Origin of the sequence: Collinsella sp. MSK.8.10, from assembly GCF_019041915.1 — a bacterium.
In the GTDB taxonomy this organism is placed as follows: domain Bacteria; phylum Actinomycetota; class Coriobacteriia; order Coriobacteriales; family Coriobacteriaceae; genus Collinsella.
This window is the reverse complement of record NZ_JAHPYF010000011.1, coordinates 1-22,367: the sequence shown is the minus strand read 5'-3', so window position 1 is coordinate 22,367 and position 22,367 is coordinate 1. Positions and strand designations below refer to the sequence as shown.

General features: G+C 58.6%; 17 protein-coding genes. 13 read left to right on the top strand and 4 right to left on the bottom strand.

The features are described 5' to 3' along the window. Positions 1-131 precede the first annotated feature (131 nt). The 5 genes from KTF55_RS09545 (at position 132) to KTF55_RS09525 (ending at position 5,523) form a co-directional block, all read left to right on the top strand. On the top strand, positions 132-851 hold the full coding sequence (locus KTF55_RS09545; protein ID WP_161156614.1) for a GntR family transcriptional regulator: 720 nt from the start codon (positions 132-134) through the stop codon (positions 849-851). Positions 852-1,157: 306 nt separating this feature from the next. Beyond that, positions 1,158-2,474 carry an ABC transporter substrate-binding protein gene (locus KTF55_RS09540; protein ID WP_217108471.1) on the top strand — a complete coding sequence of 439 codons (1,317 nt, stop codon included), beginning with the start codon at positions 1,158-1,160 and terminating at the stop codon, positions 2,472-2,474. 87 nt (positions 2,475-2,561) lie between these two features. Next, on the top strand, positions 2,562-3,416 hold the full coding sequence (locus KTF55_RS09535; protein WP_117759387.1) for a carbohydrate ABC transporter permease: 855 nt from the start codon (positions 2,562-2,564) through the stop codon (positions 3,414-3,416). Further along, positions 3,416-4,255, top strand: a complete 840-nt coding sequence (locus KTF55_RS09530) for a carbohydrate ABC transporter permease (RefSeq protein WP_217108472.1) — start codon at positions 3,416-3,418, stop codon at positions 4,253-4,255. The genes KTF55_RS09535 and KTF55_RS09530 overlap by 1 nt, the downstream gene beginning before the upstream one ends. A 68-nt stretch (positions 4,256-4,323) precedes the next feature. Continuing rightward, a complete protein-coding gene (locus KTF55_RS09525; protein WP_217108473.1) occupies positions 4,324-5,523 on the top strand; it encodes an ABC transporter ATP-binding protein in 1,200 nt (399 codons plus the stop codon). 456 nt (positions 5,524-5,979) lie between these two features. On the opposite strand, the gene glgP is transcribed toward KTF55_RS09525, so the two are convergent. From glgP to galE, 3 genes are all read right to left on the bottom strand, one after another. After that, the gene (gene glgP, locus KTF55_RS09520) at positions 5,980-8,247 is read right to left on the bottom strand and encodes a glycogen/starch/alpha-glucan family phosphorylase (RefSeq protein WP_226790778.1); all 2,268 of its coding nucleotides are present in this window, start codon (positions 8,245-8,247) and stop codon (positions 5,980-5,982) included. Between the two features lie 128 nt (positions 8,248-8,375). Then, entirely contained in the window at positions 8,376-9,893 is a 1,518-nt protein-coding gene (gene malQ / locus KTF55_RS09515) for a 4-alpha-glucanotransferase (protein ID WP_226790781.1), read from the bottom strand. Positions 9,894-10,101: 208 nt separating this feature from the next. After that, complete coding sequence (galE, locus tag KTF55_RS09510) at positions 10,102-11,163, bottom strand: UDP-glucose 4-epimerase GalE (protein WP_217108474.1); 1,062 nt, start codon at positions 11,161-11,163, stop codon at positions 10,102-10,104. A 265-nt stretch (positions 11,164-11,428) separates the two neighbouring features. Between galE and KTF55_RS09505 the strand changes: the two genes are divergently transcribed. Both KTF55_RS09505 and KTF55_RS09500 read left to right on the top strand, forming a co-directional pair. Continuing rightward, entirely contained in the window at positions 11,429-12,634 is a 1,206-nt protein-coding gene (locus KTF55_RS09505; protein ID WP_217108475.1) for a hypothetical protein, read from the top strand. Between the two features lie 477 nt (positions 12,635-13,111). Then, positions 13,112-13,477 (top strand): hypothetical protein, encoded by a 366-nt coding sequence (locus tag KTF55_RS09500; RefSeq protein WP_118385237.1) that lies wholly within the window; start codon positions 13,112-13,114, stop codon positions 13,475-13,477. Between the two features lie 68 nt (positions 13,478-13,545). Here the strand turns inward: KTF55_RS09500 and murB are convergent, their stop codons facing one another. Further along, positions 13,546-14,508 carry a UDP-N-acetylmuramate dehydrogenase gene (gene murB, locus KTF55_RS09495; RefSeq protein WP_217108476.1) on the bottom strand — a complete coding sequence of 321 codons (963 nt, stop codon included), beginning with the start codon at positions 14,506-14,508 and terminating at the stop codon, positions 13,546-13,548. Positions 14,509-14,691: 183 nt separating this feature from the next. Here murB and KTF55_RS09490 point away from each other — a divergent pair, with 183 nt between their 5' ends. From KTF55_RS09490 to KTF55_RS09465, 6 genes are all read left to right on the top strand, one after another. Beyond that, the gene (locus KTF55_RS09490) at positions 14,692-15,720 is read left to right on the top strand and encodes a LacI family DNA-binding transcriptional regulator (RefSeq protein WP_089573627.1); all 1,029 of its coding nucleotides are present in this window, start codon (positions 14,692-14,694) and stop codon (positions 15,718-15,720) included. Positions 15,721-15,924: 204 nt separating this feature from the next. Further along, positions 15,925-18,453, top strand: coding sequence for a phosphoketolase (locus KTF55_RS09485; protein WP_217108477.1), 2,529 nt, complete (start codon positions 15,925-15,927; stop codon positions 18,451-18,453). A 417-nt stretch (positions 18,454-18,870) separates the two neighbouring features. After that, positions 18,871-19,359, top strand: a complete 489-nt coding sequence (locus tag KTF55_RS09480; protein ID WP_217108478.1) for a hypothetical protein — start codon at positions 18,871-18,873, stop codon at positions 19,357-19,359. 38 nt (positions 19,360-19,397) lie between these two features. Continuing rightward, on the top strand, positions 19,398-20,165 hold the full coding sequence (locus KTF55_RS09475; RefSeq protein ID WP_217108479.1) for a GntR family transcriptional regulator: 768 nt from the start codon (positions 19,398-19,400) through the stop codon (positions 20,163-20,165). After that, complete coding sequence (locus KTF55_RS09470; protein WP_099432289.1) at positions 20,150-20,863, top strand: GntR family transcriptional regulator; 714 nt, start codon at positions 20,150-20,152, stop codon at positions 20,861-20,863. The genes KTF55_RS09475 and KTF55_RS09470 overlap by 16 nt, the downstream gene beginning before the upstream one ends. 194 nt (positions 20,864-21,057) lie before the next feature. Next, positions 21,058-22,173, top strand: a complete 1,116-nt coding sequence (locus KTF55_RS09465) for an SIS domain-containing protein (RefSeq protein WP_217108480.1) — start codon at positions 21,058-21,060, stop codon at positions 22,171-22,173. Positions 22,174-22,367 lie beyond the last annotated feature (194 nt).

The following is a 22,367-nucleotide window of genomic DNA, read 5'->3' as shown; positions in this document are numbered from 1 at the left end:
TTGATTCGGTCCGATTTGGGTTTCGGGGGAACCGTCGACGGTAAATAATCCGTGCTTTACCGATAATCGGTTTGAACAACTCCAAGAAATGCTATCGTGCCTAGCCATACATATTCATTAGAGGTGAAGTCATGCCAAAAGCGATTTACGAAGGAATCTACCGCGAGATCCGTTCGCGCATCATTAACGGGACCTATGCGTTTCAGGAGATGCTGCCAACCGAAGCCGAGCTGACCGCGGAGTTTGGCTGCACGCGCAATACCGTTCGACGCGCCTTGAGCATGCTGGCCGACCAGATGTTTGTGCAGCCTATACACGGCAAGGGCGTGCGCGTTATTTGGCTCAAGGGCGAAACCGACATGCTGGGCGCACTCGAGGAAGTCGAGTCGTTTGGCGAATTTGCAAAGCGCAACAATGCCGTTGCATCGACGGACGTTAAGTCCTTTGAACATTTGATTTGCACTGAGCAACTCTCTCGTCGCCTGGGCTTTAAGGTGGGCGAGGAGTTGATTCGCGTGGTGCGCGTCCGTAGCCTTAACGGTAGTGCTCGCCAGGTGGACCACGGCTATTTTCTGGAGTCGATCGCCAAAGGCCTGACGCCCGAGATCGCCGCAAGGTCAATTTACGACTATCTGGAGCACAAACGCGGCGTCAAGGTGATGGCGAGTCGCCGTACGGTGAGTGTCGAGCTCGCCAACGATGAGGACTGCAGCTACTTGGACCTTGGCAAATACAACTGTGTCGCCGTTATGGAAAGCCAGTCGTACACCTCGGACGGCATCTTGTTCGAGGTCACGCATGCCCGCACGCATCCCGAGATCTTCCACTACCGCGTCAACTCCAAGCGATAGCCGGCTAGCTCGCAGCCTGACGAGACTCATGCCCTCAAAGCGAAAACGCCCGGTCAAACCGACGATGCATCGGTTTGACCGGGCGTTTTCTCTGCATTCGATAACAAATAATTGTTTATACAAAACTTGTCAAGCATCAAGCTGAAATTACCGTTCACCGAAGTTTTTCTACCGCTCTAGTAATACTTGTTCAAACAACTAGCCAAATAGCGTATTGTACAAATCAGCAAAAGGGGCAAAGTCCCCGAGCCAATCTCCGAAGGCGGCGGCAAAGGGTGCCGCCACGGTGTGAAAGGGTGGATTGTAATGAAGAACGAAATGAGCAGAAGGCAGTTCCTGGGCTTCGCTGGCTCCGCGGCTGCGGTTCTTGGTCTGGGCCTCGTGGGCTGCGGTGGCTCCGCCGGCTCCGGCTCTGCTGCCTCTGGTGACGCCGCCGAGGTCTACTTCCTCCAGTTCAAGCCCGAGGTCGATAAGGAGTGGAAGGAGATCGCCAAGGCGTACAAGAAGGAGAAGGGCGTCGAGGTCAAGATCGTGACCGCCGCCTCCAACACCTACGAGGAGAAGCTCAAGTCCGAGATGTCCAAGAGCTCCGCTCCGACGCTGTTCCAGGTCAACGGCCCCACCGGCCTTAAGAACTGGAAGGACTACTGCGCCGACCTGTCCGATACCAAGCTCCGCGGTGAGCTCATCGATGACTCCCTGGCGCTGCAGTCCGACGGTAAGGATCTGGGTATCGACTGGGTTCAGGAGAGCTACGGCATCATCTACAACAAGGAGCTCCTCGAGAAGGCCGGCTACAAGGCCGAGGACATCAACTCCTTCGACAAGCTGAAGGCTTGCGCCGATGACATCCAGGCCCGCAAGGACGAGCTCGGCGTTGACGGTGCCTTCACTTCCGCCGGTATGGATGACTCTTCCAGCTGGCGCTACACCACCCACCTCGCCAACCTCCCGCTCTACTACGAGTTCGAGAAGGAGCACAACCAGGAGGACGACGAGATCAAGGGCGAGTATCTCGACAACTTTAAGCAGATCTTCGACCTGTATATCACCGACTCCACCTGCGATCCTTCGCAGCTTGCCTCCAAGACCGGCGACGACGCCACCAACGAGTTCGCAACCGGCAAGGCCGTCTTCTATCAGAACGGCTCTTGGGCCTATGCTGATCTCACCAAGGCCGGTATGACCGACGACCAGCTCGGCATGCTGCCGATCTACATCGGTGTTGACGGCGAGGAGAACCAGGGCCTGTGCTCCGGCGGCGAGAACTACTGGTGCGTCAGCTCCCAGGCTTCCGAGGATGCCCAGAAGGCCACCGAGGACTTCATGTATTGGTGCGTCACTTCTGACACCGCCACCAGCATCATCGCTGACAAGATGGGTCTGACCGCCCCGTTCAAGAGCGCTAAGGAGACCACCAACGTCTTCTCGCAGCAGGCCGTTGCTATGGCCAAAGACGGCAAGAAGACCGTTGCTTGGGACTTCGTCTACATTCCCTCTGAGGAGTGGAAGAAGAACCTCAAGCAGGCTCTGATCGCCTATGCTGCCGACAACAGCAAGTGGGACGGCGTCAAGAACGCCTTCGTCGATGGCTGGAAGACCGAGAAGGCTGCTTCCGAGTAAGCAGTTGCTGCCCAAGCTATCTGATTAGCGACAGGGGGCGGGCAGACGTTGGTTTGCCCGCCCCCTGCATATTGAAAGGACCCTTTTATGGGCAAAGCACTCAAGCGCTGGTGGCCGCTCTTTATGCTGCCCACGTGCCTGGCGTTTATGATCGGGTTCGTGATCCCCTTTATCCAGGGCTTCTATCTCTCGTTCTGCCAGTTTATTACCATCAACAACGCGCATTTTGTCGGTATCGAGAACTATGTGCGCGCACTGTCCGATCCGCAGTTTGCCACGTCGTTCTTCTTTACGGTGGCGTTTGCCTTCCTGTCGACGGTGCTCATCAACGTGATCGCCCTCGCCATTGCGCAGGCGCTTACCCGCAAGGCGCTCAAGGGCACCAACATCTTCCGTACGATCTTCTTTATGCCTAACCTGATCGGCGGTATCGTGCTGGGCTACATTTGGCAGATTTTGATCAACTGCCTGCTCTCCAACGTGGGTGCCCAGCTTATCGCCCTTAACTCCGCTGCTGGCTTCTGGGGTCTTATCATCCTGACCCTGTGGCAGCAGGTCGGCTACATGATGATCATCTACATCGCCGGTCTGCAGTCCATTCCGTCCGACTACATCGAGGCCGCCAAGGTCGACGGTGCTACGGCATGGCAGACATTTTGGAAGGTTAAGATCCCTAACCTGATGCCGACCATCACCATCTGCCTGTTCCTGTCCATCACCAACGGCTTTAAGCTGTTCGACCAGAACCTCGCCCTTACCGGCGGCGCCCCCGCGCACTCCACCGAGATGCTCGCCCTGAATATCTACAACACGTTCTATTCGCGTGCTGGCATCGCATGGCAGGGCATCGGTCAGGCCAAGGCAGTTATCTTCTGCATCCTGGTCGTTGCTATCTCTATGATCCAGCTTAAGGCCACGAGGTCCAAGGAGGTGCAGCAGTAATGAAACGCGATAAGGCTATCAACCGCGCGCTCTCGATTTTCTTTACGATCCTGTCGCTCGCGTGGATCTACCCCGTGTTCATGATTGCGCTCAATTCCTTTAAGAAAGCGACCGCAATCAGCACCACCACGGCGTTCGATCTGCTCACGCCCGAGACGTTCAACGGCCTTGCAAACTACGTGCATGCCCTTAACGAGCAGGGATTTGCCTCGGCATTTATGTACTCGCTCATCATTACGGTCACGTCGGTCGTGCTGATCTTGCTGTGCTGCTCCATGTGCGCTTGGTACGTGGTTCGTGTCAACAACAAGATCTCGAACTTCTTCTATTACCTGTTCGTGTTCTCGATGGTCGTGCCCTTCCAGATGCTCATGTTCACGCTGTCCAATTTGGCGGACCGCATTGGCTTTAACACGCCGTTCAACATCTGCTTTATCTATCTGGGCTTTGGCGCTGGCCTGGCGGTCTTTATGTTCGCCGGCTTTGTAAAGAACATCCCGCTCGAGATCGAAGAGGCGGCCATGATCGATGGCTGCAACCCGGTCCAGGTGTTCTTTAAGATCGTCCTCCCCATCATGAAGCCCACCTATCTTTCGGTTGGCATCCTCGAGACCATGTGGGTCTGGAACGACTATCTGCTGCCCTACCTCACGCTCGACTCCACCAAGTACAAGACCATTCCTATCTTGATCCAGTACTTCCGCGGCGGCTACGGCCACGTCGAGCTCGGCCCCATGATGGCCTGCATCATGATGGTCGTTGTCCCCATCGTCATCATGTACATCTTCTGCCAGAAGTACATCATCGACGGTGTGGTGGCAGGTGCCGTCAAGGGCTGATGCCGTAACTGTTTTGCAAGTTTTGGCGGCGCCCCTCAGCGCGGCGCCGCGTATCGAAAGGTAGAGACATGGCCGAGATCGTTCTCAAACATGTTCAGAAGGTGTATCCCAACAACGAGTCAAAAAAGAAGGGCTTCTTTGGCAAAAAGAAGAAGACCGAGGAGAAGAAGCACAACCTCAAGGTTACCGAGGACGGTGTGCTCGCTGTAGAGGACTTCAACCTCACCGTTCACGACCAGGAGTTCATCGTCCTCGTTGGCCCCTCTGGCTGCGGTAAGTCCACGACGATGCGCATGGTCGCCGGCCTGGAGGACATTACCTCGGGCGACGTGCTCATCGACGGCAAGCGCGTCAACGACGTGGCGCCCAAGGACCGCGACATCGCCATGGTGTTCCAGAGCTACGCTCTGTACCCCAATATGACGGTGTACGAGAACATGGCATTTACGCTCGAGCTCAAGAAGGTCCCCAAGGACGAGATCGACCGCAAGGTTCGCTCTGCTGCCGAGATCCTGGGCATTACCGAGTATCTCGACCGTAAGCCTAAGGCGCTTTCGGGTGGCCAGCGCCAGCGTGTCGCCATCGGCCGCGCCATCGTGCGTGACCCCAAGGTCTTCCTGATGGACGAGCCCTTGTCCAACCTGGATGCCAAGCTGCGTAACCAGATGCGCGCCGAGCTCATTAAGCTGCGTCACGAGATCAAGGGCACCTTCATCTACGTTACCCACGACCAGACCGAGGCTATGACCCTCGGCGATCGCATCGTGGTCATGAAGGACGGCGTCGTCCAGCAGATCGCCACCCCGCAGGAGGTCTTCAACCATCCCGCGAACATCTTCGTCGCCGGCTTCATCGGCGTGCCGCAGATGAACTTCTTCGATGCCCAGCTGGTGCGCTCGGGCAACGGCTTTACCGTCAAGACCGAGGATATGAACGTGGCGCTCGCCCCCGAGACCTGCGCTCAGCTTGCCCTCAACTGGGACGGCGGCGACGTGAAGGAGATTACGGCCGGCGTGCGTCCCGAGCAGATTCTGCTTGCCGACAAGGGCGAGGAGGGTGCGCTCCAGGGCACCGTCGAGGTGACCGAGCTCATGGGCTCGACCGAGCATGTCCACGTGACTGCTCCCGACGGCCAGTTTGTCCTGATCATTCCCGTCGTCGACCTCGAGGCCAAGGGCGCGATCAAGGCGGGCGACCCCATCTGGTTCAAGTTTGAGAAGAACGCGACCCACCTCTTCGATAAGGTCTCTGGCAAGAACCTTATCTAGGCCCGGTGCAACCAGGCCCTTCCTTTGGGCGACTGCGGTATTGCCATCCTTTTGCCGCGGTCACATATAAGGCTCCCCTCCCGTCCACTGGGCGAGAGGGGAGCCTTTCTTTGTGTTGGGACTGTCTGACCGGTCGTTTGTCTCGATCTGTAACGGATAGGGCCGATTTCGGACGTTAGATGTTACAGATCGAGACAGTTCCGCTGAGCTAACCATTTCATCAAAATCTGTAACACCAAAGGCGAATTTCACCTGCTAGATGTTACAGATTGAGATAAACCCAAGGGGAGGGGCCGGTATGTCTCAATCTGTAACGGCTGGGACCGTTTTGGTTGAGTAATTGCTACGGATCGAGATTGTTTGGCCGAGTCGGATCACAGGGTAACGTGCGGGCACAAAAAACGGAGCCGTGTTGCCACGACTCCGTTTCTCAAGAGGATGGGTAAGGGGAATGAGCTAGCTCAGGTGCCAGATCTCGTCGTTGTACTGGGAGATCGTACGGTCGGACGAGAAGGTGCCGGCGTTGGCGATATTGATGAGCGCCTTGCGCATCCAGGCGTCCTGGTCCTCGTAGTCGGCCAGCACGCGCTCCTTGGTCTGGATGTACTCCTCAATGTCGAGCAGGGCCATAAACCAGTCCTTGCCCTTAATGTCGTCGTGCAGGCGCTGCAGGCGCTCGGCGTTGCCGGTTGCCATAAAGGCCGGGTTGGTGATGAAGTCCACCAGCAGTTTAATGCCGGGCTTGCGGTAGAGCGCACCGGCGTTGTAGGTGCCGTCGGCGTAGAGCTGCTCGACCTGTTTGGACGAGGCACCAAAGGTATAGATGTTCTCGTCGCCCACGAGCTCGGCAATCTCCACGTTGGCACCGTCGAGCGTGCACAGGGTTAGGGCGCCGTTGAGCATGAACTTCATGTTGGAGGTGCCGCTCGCCTCCTTGGAGGCCAGGCTGATCTGCTCGGAGATGTCAGCGGCGGGGATCACGCGCTCGGCGGCGGTGACGTTGTAGTTCTCGATCATGACAATCTGCAGGTAGGGAGCCACGTCGGGGTCGTTTGCAATCCACTGCGACAGCGTCAGGATCAGATGGATGATGTCCTGCGCGATAGTGTAGGCAGGCGCCGCCTTGCCGCCAAAGATGATGGTGACGGGGTGCTTAGGCCTGTTGCCGTTCTTGATATCGAGGTACTTCCAGATGATGTAGAGCGCGAGCATCTGCTGGCGCTTGTACTCGTGGATACGCTTGACCTGAACGTCGATGATGGCGTTGGAGGGAATGGTCACGCCCTGCTCGAGCGCCATGAACTGGCGCATGATGGCCTTGGCCTCGACCTTGGTGGCGGCCAGGCGCTCAAGAACGTCCTTGTCGTCGGCGAACTTGGCGAGTTTGCTCAGATCGCCGGTGCTGCGCCAGTCGGTGCCGATCACATCGTCGAGCAGGCTGGCGAGCGCGGGGTTGGCCCCATGGATCCAGCGGCGGAAGGTGATGCCGTTGGTCTTGTTGGAGAACTTCTCGGGATAGATCTCGTAGAACGGATGAAGCTCGGTGTCCTCCAAGATCTTGGTGTGGAGGGCGGCTACGCCGTTGATGGAGAAGCCAAAGTGGATGTCCATGTGGGCCATGTGGACGGTGTCGTATTCGTCGATGATGGCGACGCGCGGGTCATCGTGCTCGGCCTTCGCGATCTCATCGAGCTTGACGATAATGTCGGCGATGACAGGGGAGACCTTCTGCAGGCTGGCGAGCGGCCACTTCTCGAGCGCCTCGGCAAGAATCGTGTGGTTAGTGTAGGCGACCATGGAGCGTACGATGGTCACGGCCTCGTCAAACTCGATGCCATGCTCGGTGGTGAGCAAGCGAATGAGCTCGGGGATGACCATGGTGGGGTGCGTGTCGTTAATTTGGACCACGGCGTAGTCGGCCAGATCGTGCAGGTTGCTGCCGCGCTCGATGGCCTCGTCGATCAGGAGCTGGGCGGCGTTGCTCACCATGAAGTATTCCTGGTAGATGCGAAGCAGGCGGCCCTGCTCGTCGGAATCGTCGGGGTAGAGGAACAAGGTGAGGTTTTTGGCGATCTCGGTCTTGTCGAAGTCGATGGAGCTGCCGGGGACCAGGCCGTCGTCGACGCTCGCCAGGTCGAACAAGCGCAGACGGTTCTTGGTGGGCTGGCCGTAACCGGGCACGTCGATGTTGACGAGCTTGGAGGTAACGGCAAAATCGCCGAACTCGACGGTGTAGGAGCGGTCATCGTCGACTAGGATGTCCTGCTCACCGAGCCACTCGTCGGGGACGGCCTTCTGCTGGTTGTCGACAAAGCGCTGACGGAACAGACCGTAGTGATAGTTGAGGCCCACGCCATCGCCGGTCAAGCCCAGCGTGGCGATGGAATCCAGGAAGCACGCGGCCAGGCGGCCCAGGCCGCCGTTGCCGAGCGACGGCTCGACCTCGAACTCCTCGATCTTGTTGAGGTCGTGGCCTGCGGCGGTGAGCTGGTCCTTAACCTCGTCGTAGATGCCGAGGTCGATCATGTTGTTGATGAGCAGCTTGCCGATCAAAAATTCGGCGGAAATGTAATAGAGCTTTTTCTTGCCGTTGTTGAGCGGGCAGGCGGCGGAGCGCTCCTGCACGAGTTTGACCAGCAGCTTGTAAATGCGACGGTCGTCGAGCTGCTCGAGCGAGGTGCCAAAAGACTGCTCGGCGAGTTCCATGAGGTCAATTTGGGGCATGTTTCCTCCTGTAATGGGTTGATTACATGTCTGCAATTCATAAGAATCCCGCGCGAGGGGATTGGGGTGGCCTCGCGCGGGTAAGCAAGCGCGTCCGCACGGTGGGGAGGGGTCGGGCGCGGTAGCTCCTATTGAGGAAGCTCGATTTCGGCTTCCGACGGGATGCGGAAGTAGGTCTCGGTCCAGTCGGTGAGTTTGTGCTCGAGCTCGCGGGTGATGGCGCCGTCGAGCATGCGCCAGGTCCAGTTGCCGCCCAGCGTGGCAGGGGTGTTGATGCGCGCCTCGTTGCCCAAGTTGAGCAGGTCCTGCATGGTGTAGATGCACGTGTCGCTCACGCTGGCGGCGATGGTGCGATTGAGTGCATCTGCCATGGGTTCGCCGGCCTGCTGATGGGTGTACAGGGCTGCCTGCTCGCGCTGACGCGGGGTGGCCGTTCCCTCAAACCAACCGCGCGCCGTCTCGTTATCGTGGGTGCCCACATAGGCGACGGTGTTGGCGATGTAGTTATGCGGCAGGTAGTACGAGTTGGTGCCCTCAAAGGCAAACTGCAGGATCTTCATGCCGGGGAAGCCCGAGTTGTCGCGCATGTCGATGACACCGGGGGTGAGGAAGCCCAGGTCCTCGGCGATGATGGGCAGCGTGCCGAGCTTTTCCTCGAGCGTCTTGAAGAACTTGAGGCCGGGACCCTGCGTCCACGAACCGTAGGACGAATCGGGCGAGGAGAACGGCACCTCCCAATAGGCCTCGAAGCCGCGGAAGTGATCCAGGCGGATGACGTCGTACATGTCGAGGGCGGCGCGAATGCGGCCCTCCCACCAGGAGAAGCCGTCGGACTCCATGGCGTCCCAGTCGTAGATGGGGTTGCCCCAGTACTGGCCGGTGGCCGAGAACTGGTCGGGCGGCGTGCCGGCGACGCTCACGGGATTGCCGGCGGTGTCGATCTTAAAGAGCTCAGGCGTCGCCCACATCTCGACGGAGTCACGCGAGACATAGATGGGCAGGTCGCCGATGATGAGAATGTCGCGCTCGTTGGCATAGGCCTTGAGGCGGCTCCACTGGCGATCGAAGAAGTACTGCGTCATCTGGTGGTAGAGCATACGCGCCGGATGGTCGGCGCAGACCTTGGCGGAAGCCTCGCCGCGGGTGCGGAGCTCCGCGGGCCACTCCCAAAACGCCTTGAGACCGCACTCCTCTTTGACGGTCATGAACTCACAGTAGGGGATGAGCCAGTCCTCGTTGGCCTGGATAAAGTCATCGAAATCGGCCGGCTTGTCGGCAGCAAAGCGCTCGGCGGCGCGGTCGAGAATCTGACGGCGGCCACCAAAGATGGCACCGTAGTCGACATTGCTGGGGTCGGATCCCAGATACACGCCATCGATATCGCGCTGCTCCAGATACCCTGCCTCGATAAGCTCGGCAAAGTCGATAAAGTTGGGGTTGCCTGCGCGGGCCGAGAACGACTGATAAGGCGAATCGCCATAGCTGGTCGTCGTAAGGGGCAGAATCTGCCAGTAATGTTGTTTGCACGAGGCGAGAAAATCGACGAAGTCGTAGGCATTCCAGCCAAAGCCGCCGATTCCGTATGGTCCGGGCAGAGATGAGACGGGCATGAGGACGCCGCTTGCACGCTCCATGAATGCGCTCACCAACCTTCTTGTTGTGGGGTCGGCCTGCCGATGGGTGTGCAGTCCGCCTCCGATGTTCTGATTCGATACGCCTATTGTAAAACATGTTGTTTAAACATGTACAGGCAAGATAAAAAAGTTGGTCGATTTTCGGCGAATGGCTACATGCCATGAAAAAGCCCCGACCTCACAACGTGAGATCGGGGCAAGAACGGTATGTAGGTTTTTGCTACTCGGCGTCGGTGAAGCCGTTGGGGTTGTGGCTCTGCCAGTTCCAGCTATCGCGGCACATGTCCGCGATGTCGTACTGGGCCTTCCAGCCCATCATGCGCTCGGCCTTGGAGGCATCGCACCAGTTGGCAGCGATGTCGCCGGCGCGGCGCTCGCGGATCACGTAGGGCAGCTCCTTGCCACAAGCCTTGGAGAAGGCGGCGACGACCTCGAGTACCGAGGTGCCGGTGCCGGTGCCCAGGTTAAAGATCTCGACGCCGGTCTTGCCGTTCATCCAGTTAAGGGCGGCAACGTGACCAGAGGCCAGATCGCACACGTGGATGTAGTCGCGCACGCCGGTGCCGTCGGGGGTGGGGTAGTCGTTGCCAAAGACCTGAACGGCCTCGAGCTTGCCCACGGCGACCTGGGCGACATAGGGCACCAGGTTGTTGGGGATGCCCTTGGGGTCCTCGCCGATCAGGCCCGACGGATGAGCGCCGATGGGGTTGAAGTAACGGAGCAGCACGACGTCCCACTCGGGGTCGGCGGTGTGGACGTCCATAAGGATCTGCTCGATCATCCACTTGGTCCAGCCATAGGGGTTGGTTGCGGGCTTCTTGGGGTCTTCCTCGGTGACGGGCGGGTTGTCCGGGTCGCCGTAGACGGTCGAGGAGCTCGAGAAGATGATGGACTTGCAGCCATGGTTGCGCATGACGTCGATGAGCACCAGGGTGTTCTCGATGTTGTTGTGGTAGTACTCGACGGGCTTGCTCACCGACTCGCCGACGGCCTTAAAGCCGGCAAAGTGGATGACGCGGTCGATCTGATGGGTATCGAAGATCTTGTTCATCGCATCGCGGTCGAGCACGTTGGCCTCGTAGAAGGTGAGGTTCTTGGCGGCCTCGTCGCCCACGATGGTCTTGACGCGGTCGACGGCGACGGCGCTGGAGTTGGAGAGATCATCGACGATGACGACCTGGTAGCCACCCTCGAGCAGCTGAACGACGGTGTGCGAGCCGATAAAGCCGGCGCCACCGGTAACGAGGACGCAGGTGTCTTTGGGGTCGAGTGCTTTGGACATGTAGTCTCCTATCGAATCAGGAACACTTCTAGAGGGGAGTATAGCGCAGGCGGGGACGCCCAAATCGTGCGCTGAGGAAAAGCAGAGGATTGTGCTAACGTACTCATAGAAGAGCTTGCGTACGCATAACCTGATCTTTGGCATTTGCTTACGAGCCGCTGACCTTGCAGTTTCCTGCCGTTCGTGGAAATCGTTGGGACGCGCCATATGTACGCTAATATGTATGAGTTGAGCGACATATAAATAAGCATGTAACGGAGTACATATGTCACCAAACAGCGATTCCATCCTTTCCCAGGAGCTCTCGCGCCGCACTGCCCTCAAGGCCCTGTTCGGCGCCGCTTCTGCGGCAGTTCTTTTTGGCCTGCCCGCTCGCGCCCATGCGGCGGAGGCTTCCAAAGAAACCACCGATAAACTGAATGCCGCCCAGGCCCAGCTCGACGAGGTTCAGGCCCAGCTCGACAGCATCGCAAATGAGTATGCGGCGCTGGCCAACAAGAATGCCCAGACCCTCAACGACATCGAGAATGTCCAGGGCAAGATTGACGACACGCAAGCCCAGATCGATGAAAAGAAGGCCGAGCTCAAGAAGAAGCGCAATGACCTTTCCGATCGCGTGGCCGCCAGCTACAAGTCCGGCGGCACGAACATCCTGTCGCTGCTGCTGGCCTCTGGCTCGTTTGAGGAACTCGTCGCCAACGCGCATTACGTTGAGAAGATCAACAAGAGCGACCGCGATGCCATCGAGGATATCCAGACCATCCAGGAAGAGCTCGATGCGCAAAAGACCGAGCTTGAGTCGCAGAAAGCCGACTTAGAGAAGCTCAAGGACCAGCAGACGGCTCAGATGCAGGATATGCAGGCCAAGCAGCAAGAAGTCCAGACCGTGCTGAACGGTCTTTCCGACGACGTCAAGGAGCTCATGGCTCAGCGCGATTCCGAGATCCTCGCTGCCGCCCAGGCTGAGGAGGCTGCCAGGAAGGCCGCCGCTGCTGCCGCCGCCGCGAACAAGAACAATTCCTACTCGGGTGGTTCAAGCTCGGGTGGCGGATCGTATGCGCCCGGAACCCCGCAACAGAATGCCGGCTCGGGCAAACAGCAGGCCGTCATCAACGCGTGCTACTCTACGCCTTCGCCGGGTCAGAACTGGTGCGCGGCGTGGGTTACCAATGTCTTCCGTAACGCTGGCGTTGGCTACTTTGGCGGCAACGCGTGCGATATGTTTAACGCATGGTGCTATAGCTCCGACCGCTCGGCATTGCAGGTGGGCATGATCGTGGCCGATTCCTCGCACAGCGGCACGGGTGCTCCGGGCCTTATCTACGGTCATGTGGGTATCTACGTTGGCGGCGGCATCGTTATGAGCAACGAGGGTGCCATTACGTCTAAGTCGCTTGATGCGTTTATTCGGTTCTACGGCACTGGCTCTGGCGTGCGTTGGGGCTGGCTTGGCGGTATTGCACTGTCGTAACGGCGGTTTGAAGTAAGTTGGTCCGTGGCTGCCCGGAAGGCATTAGGTTGCCTGCTCGGGCAGTCCTGCTCGCACGGAGAGCACATTAAGTGCTCTCCGGCTCGTGCGGAACTCGCGATCAACCTAATGCCTTCCGGGCAGCCACGGACCTCTCGGATCCAATGCGTCACACACCGGACTGGTTGTCTGAATAAATATGGCGAAGGCCCCTTTCGGGGCCTTTTTTAAATGGATTTATCGACTCCGTGGACTTCGGTTTTGGAATTTGGAGCCGACGGCTCACCAAAGTGGAAAATGAAATATAACCTAGTTGCAATAATCGCCTTGTTGCGAACTCGAACTGATCATGTAGATTTAAAATAGCCGCAATTTGCAATTGTCGAGCGGTGCGTTGGGTTGGAGCTGCTGCTGGTCCTATATGGATTGCGGTCTTGCGCCCCGATGTCCAAATAGGTCTCTCTAGACGGGAAGTTGCTCATGGACACCATATATGACGGAGACGACTGGGTCGATCATTATAGTTGGCGACTAGTCGGCTCGGATGACAATGGGGATGTGGTGTTTGATGGACTATGTCCAAAGCATCTCCATCCTTTTGTTTCGTCGTTAATTGAGAGTTCCGCTCGTGTTGCCCCCTACAGCTCGGCGTCGCTTCATGATACGGACGTTTTGAAGACCATAAGGGAATCAATTGACGAGGGCACGATGAGCAGCCCGCTGTTTTCTCAGCTTGTGGGGCTAGATGAGATTGGCTCGAAACGACTGCTTGCGGGCGAAAAAGTGGAACTCACTTATCGGTCGATGATTTCAATCCTGCGGCTAGCCGATGTTCTTCACAAATAAATGATAACGGGACAAGTGAGCTAGATCACTTGTCCCGTTATTAATTAAAGTGGATCGCGGTGGGCAGGCTATAAAAATTCGCCGACTCGGTGGACTTCGGGTTCTAGGTCTACGTTGAATTGGTCTTTGACGGTTGTTTGGATGTGGCGGATGAGTTCGTCGACGTCGGCGGCGGTGGCGTGGTCGGCGTTGACGATGAAGCCGCAGTGCTTTTCGCTCACCTGCGCGCCGCCGATGGCGTGTCCTCGCAGGCCGGCGTCCATGATGAGCTTGCCGGCAAAGTAGCCCTCGGGGCGCTTGAAGGTGGAGCCGGCGCTCGGCATGTCGAGCGGCTGCTTGTCCTCGCGGCGCTGGCGGTAGTCGTCCATGTCGGCCTTGATCATCGCGGCGTTGCCCGGGGCGAGATTGAAAGTGGCCGAAAGCACGATGAAACCGTCGTCGGCAATGCGGCTCTTGCGATAGCCCAGGTTGAGCTCATCGACATCGAACTCGATAATGCTGCCGCTACCGCGGGTGCCGTCGTCGAGCATGCGGGCGGGCTTGTAGACGCGCACGGACTCCAGCACATCGGCCATGCAGGCACCGTAGGCACCGGCGTTCATGTAGCAGGCACCGCCGACCGATCCGGGAATGCCCGAGATGGGCTCCATGCCGGTGAGACCGGCCTCGGCTGCCGCCGCGGCGACATCGGAAAGCAGGGCGCCGGCTGCCGCCGTGACGTGCGTGCCGTTGACCGTAATGTCGGAGAGGCCCTCGCCCAGCGCTACGACGACGCCGCGGATGCCCTTGTCGCCGACGAGCAAGTCGGAGCCGTTGCCCACGATGGTGAGTGGCAGGTCGCAGCGATAGCAGGTATCGAGCGTGGCGACGAGGCCCTGCTCGGTATCGGGCGTGACAAAGACGTCGGCCGGGCCGCCGATCTTAAACGTGGTGTGCTCGCGCATGGGCTCGCTCATCAGCACGTTGTCCTCGCCGGCAACGCCAGCGAGCGCGCACAGCAGGTCCTCGTTAAAAAAGTCGTTCTCGTGCATACGAATATCCGCCTTTTGGTGGTCGTTGTCATCAATCGATTGCAATATACCCCACCCGGACGGATTTGGTGCGCTGGCGGCGATAAAACAGCCGTCCACCGGATTGGTAAAGTGTTTATCACCGAGGTAGAGGGGTAGTCGCTATACTTTCAAGAGATTGCGCGTAAACCCGGAAGGAGCGAGATGGCCAACAAAGTCACCCTCAAGCAGATCGCCCAGGAGGTGGGGCTTTCCCCCTCGTCGGTCTCGCTTGTTCTCAATAATCGGCCCTGTCGCATCTCGGAAGAAAACCGCAAGCTCATCAAAGAGGTCGCGGCGCGCAACCACTATGTTCCCAACCAGATTGCGCGCAGCCTGGTCATGCGCGAGTCGCGCACGCTGGGCCTTATCGTCCCTAACATCGAGAGCCGCTTTTTTGCCTCGCTCGCCGGTAGCCTGGAAAAGCGCTGCCGCGAGGACGGCTATGCGCTCTTCATTACCAGCTCGGGCGGAAGCGCCGATGACGATCTGGAGCTGCTGCGCCAGCTGGTGACGCGCGGCGTTGATGGCGTCTTTCTGGTGGTGGGTGACGAGTTCTCCGATGACCGCGCCCTGCGCGAAGAAGTCAGCCACCTGCCCATCCCGGCCGTAATGGTCGACCGTGCCATTGAGGGGCTCGAGTGCGACAAGGTGATGTTCGACCACGAGATGGGCGGCTATATGGCCACCCGCTATCTGATCGAGCAAGGCCACCGCCGTATTGCCTGCCTGGTTAATGCCCGCCGTTCCAATACGGGTCGCAAGCGACTTGCCGGCTATGAGCGCGCGCTGCGCGAGGTTGGCCTGCCGATCGACGCGCGTTTGGAGTTTGAGAGCGAGTACTACATTCCGAGCGCATACGAGGCCTCGGAGGCAGTGCTCGCAACTGACGCCACTGCCGTGTTCGCAAGCTCGGATAACATTGCCCTCGGTTTGCTCAAGCGCTTGCACGAGATGGGGAAGAGCATCCCGGGCGATATCTCGGTGGTGAGCTATGACAACTCGGCGGCCGACGTTCTCTTTGAGCCGGCGCTGACCGCGATTGAGCAGGACCCTGGTGTCCTTGCGGAGCATGCTTTTGGCTGCATGTCCAAGCGTCTTGCCGGTAGGGGCGGCAGGCGTGCCGAAGAGGTCGTTCTGGAGCCGGAGCTTATCGTTAAGGACAGCGTGCTCGAGCTTACTAAACACAACTAAACACGTTTACCAATTTGCAGAGACCGAATGTGGAGCAACTGTGGCAATCAACGCCGCAGGTGAATGTCGCGTTTTGCTAATCGATGGGATTGATAGGGGTGATAAAACGTTTTTTCACCATGATAAAACGTTTTAGCAAATATACTAGTCCCAACGAAAGGTTGCCGTATCGAAGGGTGACCGCAAAGCGAAGGGACATAAACAATGGCTAAAACACTGGGGACGCCGTGGCAAAAGCTGGGCCACGAGGTGCCGGCTTCCGAGCTCGAGGGCGTCGACCTGTATTGGCGCGCATCGAACTATCTGTCCGTCGGTCAAATCTACCTTCGCTCTAACCCGCTAATGCGCCCCGACTTTGTTGATGAGAAAACCGGTGAGGTGCGCGATTTCGGTCGTCCGGACGTTAAGCACCGCCTGGTTGGCCACTGGGGCACCACGCCCGGCATCAACTTCCTGTTCGGTCACGTCAATCGTCTCATTGCCGACCACAACCAGAATGCTATCTTCTTGATGGGCCCTGGTCACGGTGGCCCCGCCGGTACTGCTCAGTCGTTGCTCGACGGCACCTACCGTGAGATTCGCCCCGACATCACCAATGACGAGGCCGGCCTGCAGAAGTTCTTCCGCCAGTTCTCCTATCCCGGCGGCATCCCGAGCCACTTTGCGCCCGAGACGCCCGGTTCCATCCACGAGGGCGGCGAGCTCGGCTACACGCTCAGCCACGCCTACGGCGCCGTTATGGACAACCCGAGCCTGCTGGCCGTGGCCGTGGTGGGCGATGGCGAGTCCGAGACCGGTCCGCTCGCGACCTCTTGGCAGTCCAACAAGCTCGTGAACCCGGCAACCGACGGCATCGTCCTGCCGATCCTGCACCTCAACGGCTACAAGATCGCCAACCCCACCATCCTTGCCCGCGTGTCCGACGAAGAGCTCACCAAGTTCTTTGAGGGCATGGGCTATAAGCCGCACTTCTTTGTCGCCGGCTTTGACGACGAGAGCCACGCAAGCATTCATGCGCGTTTCGCTGCCCTGTTTGAGCAGGTCTTTGACGAGATCTGTGACATCAAGGCCACCGCGCAGGCCCAGGCCGCCTCAGGCGAGACCGTGGTCCGCCCGGCCTACCCCATGATTGTGTTCCGTACGCCCAAGGGCTGGACTTGCCCCAAGCACATCGACGGCAAGAAGACCGAGGACTCCTGGCGCGCGCATCAGGTGCCGCTGGCGAGTGCCAAGGACACCCACGAGCACTTCCGCGTGCTGCGCGAGTGGCTGCGTTCCTACAAGCCCGAGGAGCTCTTTACGCCCGAGGGCCAGGTGCGCCCCGAGGTGACGGCCTTTATGCCGACCGGCGAGCTGCGCATCGGCGCCAACCCCAACGCGAACGGCGGTAAGGTGCGTCGCGAGCTCGAGCTGCCCGATATTCATGCCCACGAGGTCCCCGTCGCAACTAAGGGTCATGGCTGGGGCTCCACCGAGGCCGCCCGCGTCTTTGGTGAGTACACTGCCGACGTTCTGGCCAAGAACATGGATGACTTCCGCATCTTTGGTCCCGACGAGACCGCGTCCAACCGCCTGCAGGCTGCCTACAAGGTGACCAAGAAGCAGTGGGACGCCGGCTTCTACGAGGACGAGGCCAACGACGAGCTGCTGGCAGGCTCCGGTAAGGTCGTCGAGCAGCTGTCCGAGCACCAATGCGAGGGCTTCCTCGAGGCCTACGTGCTCACTGGCCGTTCCGGCGTGTGGAGCTCCTACGAGAGCTTTGTCCATGTGGTCGACTCCATGGTCAACCAGCACTGCAAGTGGCTCGAGGCTACCAAGCGCGAGATTCCGTGGCGTGCCCCCATCAGCGGCCTTAACATTTTGCTGTCGAGTCACGTCTGGCGTCAGGACCACAACGGCTTCTCGCATCAGGACCCCGGCTTTATCGACCTGCTGCTCAACAAGGCCAACGACACGCACATCGTAAACGCCTACTATCCGGCCGACGCCAACATGGCTCTCGCCGTGGCCGAGCGCGTCTACCAGTCCACTGACTGCGTCAACGCCATCTTCTGCGGCAAGCAGCCTGCTCCGACCTTCCAGACGGTCGACGAGGCCAAGGCGGAGCTCGCCGAGGGCGTTGCGACCTGGGAGTGGGCATCGACCGCCGATTCGCTCGCCGAGGCCGACGTCGTGGTCGCCACCTGTGGTGACGTGCCGACGCTTGAGGCTCTGGCTGCAACCGACATGCTGCGCGAGCTGGGCATCAAGGTGTGGTTCGTCAACGTGGTCGATCTGCTCAAGATCCAGAACGTCTGCGAGAACGACCAGGCTCTCAGCGACGAGCGCTGGGCTGAGCTGTTCGGCTGCGGCGAGAAGCCCGTCCTCTTCGCGTTCCACGCCTATGCCGGCACGATTCGCCGCCTGATCTGGAACCGCCCCGGCCACGATGCCTTCCGCGTCCACGGCTACGAGGAGAAAGGCTCCACGACAACGCCGTTCGACATGCTGCGCCTGAACAACATGGACCGCTGGGTACTGGCCGCCGACGTGCTGCGCATGGTCGACGCCGATAAGTTTGCCGAGCAGATTGATAAGTGGGAGGCATTCCGCACCGAGGCCTTTGAGTTCGCGTGCGATGAGGGCTACGATCACCCGGCCTTCACCGACTGGGTCTGGCCCGACGCCGCAGCCGCAACCGCTGCCGACGGCGCGCTCTCCGCAACGCAGATGACCGCGGGCGACAACGAGTAGGTAGGCATTCGGGACGGTCTCGCGCTGGGGCCTTGCCCGGCGGGGTGGCCTTGCTCCGGGAAGTGGGCTTCGCGAACTTCCCGGAGCAAGGCCACCCCGCCGGGCAAGGCCCTCTCGACCGTTTCGATATGCGGGGGCTGATATTTTTTATGTAATGGGGGCTTTGCTGATGCTGCCCTGGAGACCGCATATCTGACTTTGGGAAGCCAAGATTACATTGCCGGGGCCGGGGCGCCTGCTTTGTTTTGAGAAGTTCGCGGAGCCCACTTCTCAAAACAAAGCAGGCGCCCCGGCCCTCGTCCGTGAACTTTTCCGCTGGGCGAGCCATAGACGCCGCGCACCGATACGGTAAAGCGGCGGCTTGAAATTGGTGCTATATTCAGCTTGAGTTGTTTAATGCTAGTACGGGAGGCTGATATGGGGCTGTTCAAGAAGAAAAACCCGCAGGATGCCTTTGATCCCGATGTGTTTACCATCACGGATACGATTTTGGACCCGCCGCGGTTTACGTTTTTGCCGGCTATCTACCAGGATGCCACGCGTCACAAGTGGGCCGTGCATCAGCGCGGCGGCGAGCCGAAGATTTTTGACTATGCGGACGTGTTGCAGTGCGAAGTAGCCGAGGCGGGCGATCCGGAGGCCGATGAAGCGGTCTCTAAACAGGAATTTGCCCAGCGTATTCTGGCAAATCCCGCTAAGGCGGCAAAAATGAACGCTGCCAAGCGTAATATGTGTCTTGGTATGGGCGTTGTTGTGGCGGTTCAGACGGGAAAAGACGAGGTTTCCAAATTAGAGATTCCCGTTATGACCGACGAAGTCAAACGCGATTCAAGCCTATATAAGTCGTATCGGAATGTCGCCGAGAAGATTAAGGCCGAATTTGATGCCATGGGAGGGCTGGCCTAATTTTGGCGGCATACGTTTCTGAATGAGGAGTCTGTGCGATGGCAGGCGAATCTTATGCAATTCCCCCCAAAGATCGTGCTGTTGAGGGGATTCTTTGGTATATCCAGCACCATCAGCTTGCCGGCGGCGATCGCCTGCCGGCCGAGCGCGTGCTGTGCGAAGAGATCGGCGTTTCGCGTACGGCGTTGCGCGCTGGTATCACGCGGCTCATCTCGTGTGGAACGCTCGAGAGCCGTCGCGGATCGGGTACGTATGTGCGTCCTCCCAAACCGCTCAATATCTTTCAGGAAACGTATAACTTCTCCGATGCTGTGCGGACTGCCGGCCTGCACCCCTCTTCTCGTCTGGTTTCCACCGAGACCATCGAGGCGGATGAGGCGCTTGCCGACAAGCTTGGGGTTGCTGTAGGCGCTCCTTTGCTCCGCATGCAGCGTGTTCGACTTATTGAGGGCGAGCCGGCGTCAATCGAGACGGCTCACGTTAACCTGTCCCTGTGCCCCTCGCTTCCCGAGCACGATTTTGAGTGTGAGAGCCTTTACGATGTCTTGCTCAAAGAAGGCGGCGTGCGTGTTGAGCATGGACGTGAGCATATCTCCATCTCGCGTTTGAACGCCGAAGAGGCCGAGCTGCTCCAGCAAGAAGAGGGGACGCCGGTGTTCTATGAGAGCACGATAGAATTTGATAAGGACATGCGTTTTGTGGAGCATTGCAAATCGGTGATTTTGCCCACAAAGTTCCGCTTTGCCGATAACGGCGAAAAGAACGGCATGAGGAGCGTGGCAGGTGAACAATGGCTGAAACAGTAGATGCCACCCCGGTTTATATGCGTATTCGACGCCGCATCGAGGAGCGTATCGAGCGCGGCATATATCCCACGGGTTCCATGATTCCGTCCGAAAAAGACCTCGCCGAGGAATTTGGTACGACACGCTTGACCATCCGAAGTGCTGTCGATGAGCTGGTTCGGCGTGGGCAGATTCGACGCGTCCGCGGAAAGGGCGCGTTTGTGGCACAGAAGGTGCCCGTTGCCTACGAGCGAACGGGAGGCTTTCGCGAATCGGTTCGTGCTTCGGGCGGCGAGCCGTCCGTCCGTATCCTCGCGCGTTCCAAGCGTTATGCGGGCCCATATTATGCCAACCTGTTTGGCATTGCCGAGGATGATTTGCTGTATTCGATTCGGCGTTTGAACTGCGTCAACGGCGATCCCGTATCGATTGAGACGGCGTTCATCCCGTGCCTGCTGTTTCCCACAATCGAAGATATTGACGTGTCGGTCTTCAGTTTGTACGAGACCTATGAGATGTTGGGCCGAAAGCCGGTCATGGCACAGGAAAAGCTCGATATCGAAGCGCTGGGCGCGCGAGATGCCGGCCTGCTTGGATTGGAGCAGGGCGATCTTGCCTTGACGCTGGAGTGCGTGAGCTTCGATGCGAGCGGCCAGGCGATCGAGTACGTCAAGTCGTTTAACCGCGGCGATGCGGGTGGATATACCTATACGTACTAGCTGGTTTTTTACATAACGGACTGAAAAGCTGACAGAATTTTGATTTGTTGAGCAGACTGCATATACAACCTTACATGGCTCAAAATCGACCGTTCGCCGATGGGGATATATTAATCGACAAAGAGGTATCAAAAAGCCGTAACCTGTAACTGTGATTGGTATCAAATACTAATGATTTGTTACGAGGTGAGACGATGAAGATGCTCGATTACGTTCAGCTTGCCCATGTGCGTATGGGAGAGAACCTCGAGCGTTCGTCTGAGCTGGTAGCGCAGCTCGTTGATATTTTCCAGTCCGGTTCTTTTGACGCGCTGCGCATCGTTGCTTCGGGTTCGTCGCGCCATGCCGCCGATTGCGCCCGCGATTACCTGCAAGATGCGCTGCAGATGCAGGTGTCCGTTGTGACGCCCGAGGCCTTCGTCGATTTTGAACACACCTATCCGCAGTATGCGCTCAACATCGCCGTCTCGCAGAGTGGCTATTCGACCAATACGATTGCGGCGCTCGATTACATGCGCGCGCACGATATGGCTGCAGTTGCGCTCACGGCAAACGTCGAGGCACCCATCAAGGAGCACGCTGACATCGTTCTTGACTACGGTGTGGGCGTCGAGTCGGTGGACTTTGTGACTCTGGGCGTCGAGGTTCTCGTTGAGTACCTGGTGCTCTTTGGTGTTTATGGTGGTCAGGCGCGCGGAACGATTGACGCCAAGGGCGTTGCCCAGCGTCTTGACGACCTGCGCGAGGCTATCCATGCCAATGCCGTGATGTGCAAGACTGCCGAGGCATATGTCCAAGACCGCATGCTCGAGCTTTCTGAGCACATGCCCGCCATGGTCGTCGGCAACGGCCCCAACTATGGCGTTGCCGAAGAGGCGGCCCTCAAGCTGAGCGAGACCATCAAGATTCCTGCCATGCATCACGAGGGCGAGGAATTCGTCCACGGTCCCGAGATGCAGATCGTTCCGGGTTATCTGGTGTTTATTGTCGACGATCCGCAGGGGTCGGAGCGTCTTGCGAATATCGCCGATGCGCTATCGAACGTTACGACAAAAACGGTGCTGCTCACGGCCCATCCCAGGGGTAGGGCTCACGAGGTTGCGGTGCCTCAGGTGGCTCCGCTGCTCAGCGCAATTCCCAATCTTGTGTTCTTCCAGACGATTGCGGCCATAATCGCCGAGCGTCTGAAGTCATGGGACGTGCACCCGTATCTCGATGCCGTCTCCAAACAGATGGAGGTCAAGGCAGAGGGCTACGAAGAGTCAGTCAATGCGCTTAAGGCCAAAGCGGCCGAGTGTTACGGAATGTAAGCGGGTTTTGGTGCCCGTTGGCATGGGGGATGTGGAGACAACCCCAGAAAGGAGAGACAAATGAAGGAAACCGAGAAGATCGAGATCATGCATTTCGACCAGGAGGGCTACCTCGAGGACGGCAAGGCGCTCTACGAGACCGGCAAGAAGATGACCGCGCTCGCCGACAAGGTCGCCGACGAGGGCTACGACGC

Excerpts from the sequence above, each read along its gene's own strand:
- KTF55_RS09465 (WP_217108480.1), top strand. The coding sequence starts at position 21,058 with ATGAAGATGCTCGATTACGTTCAGCTTGCCCATGTGCGTATGGGAGAG.
- KTF55_RS09505 (WP_217108475.1), top strand. The coding sequence starts at position 11,429 with ATGTCACCAAACAGCGATTCCATCCTTTCCCAGGAGCTCTCGCGCCGC.
- KTF55_RS09535 (WP_117759387.1), top strand. The coding sequence starts at position 2,562 with ATGGGCAAAGCACTCAAGCGCTGGTGGCCGCTCTTTATGCTGCCCACG.
- KTF55_RS09525 (WP_217108473.1), top strand. The coding sequence starts at position 4,324 with ATGGCCGAGATCGTTCTCAAACATGTTCAGAAGGTGTATCCCAACAAC.
- KTF55_RS09470 (WP_099432289.1), top strand. The coding sequence starts at position 20,150 with ATGGCTGAAACAGTAGATGCCACCCCGGTTTATATGCGTATTCGACGC.
- galE (WP_217108474.1), bottom strand. The coding sequence starts at position 11,163 with ATGTCCAAAGCACTCGACCCCAAAGACACCTGCGTCCTCGTTACCGGT.
- KTF55_RS09530 (WP_217108472.1), top strand. The coding sequence starts at position 3,416 with ATGAAACGCGATAAGGCTATCAACCGCGCGCTCTCGATTTTCTTTACG.
- KTF55_RS09500 (WP_118385237.1), top strand. The coding sequence starts at position 13,112 with ATGGACACCATATATGACGGAGACGACTGGGTCGATCATTATAGTTGG.
- KTF55_RS09545 (WP_161156614.1), top strand. The coding sequence starts at position 132 with ATGCCAAAAGCGATTTACGAAGGAATCTACCGCGAGATCCGTTCGCGC.
- glgP (WP_226790778.1), bottom strand. The coding sequence starts at position 8,247 with ATGCCCCAAATTGACCTCATGGAACTCGCCGAGCAGTCTTTTGGCACC.
- KTF55_RS09475 (WP_217108479.1), top strand. The coding sequence starts at position 19,398 with ATGGCAGGCGAATCTTATGCAATTCCCCCCAAAGATCGTGCTGTTGAG.
- KTF55_RS09485 (WP_217108477.1), top strand. The coding sequence starts at position 15,925 with ATGGCTAAAACACTGGGGACGCCGTGGCAAAAGCTGGGCCACGAGGTG.
- murB (WP_217108476.1), bottom strand. The coding sequence starts at position 14,508 with ATGCACGAGAACGACTTTTTTAACGAGGACCTGCTGTGCGCGCTCGCT.
- KTF55_RS09490 (WP_089573627.1), top strand. The coding sequence starts at position 14,692 with ATGGCCAACAAAGTCACCCTCAAGCAGATCGCCCAGGAGGTGGGGCTT.
- KTF55_RS09540 (WP_217108471.1), top strand. The coding sequence starts at position 1,158 with ATGAAGAACGAAATGAGCAGAAGGCAGTTCCTGGGCTTCGCTGGCTCC.
- KTF55_RS09480 (WP_217108478.1), top strand. The coding sequence starts at position 18,871 with ATGGGGCTGTTCAAGAAGAAAAACCCGCAGGATGCCTTTGATCCCGAT.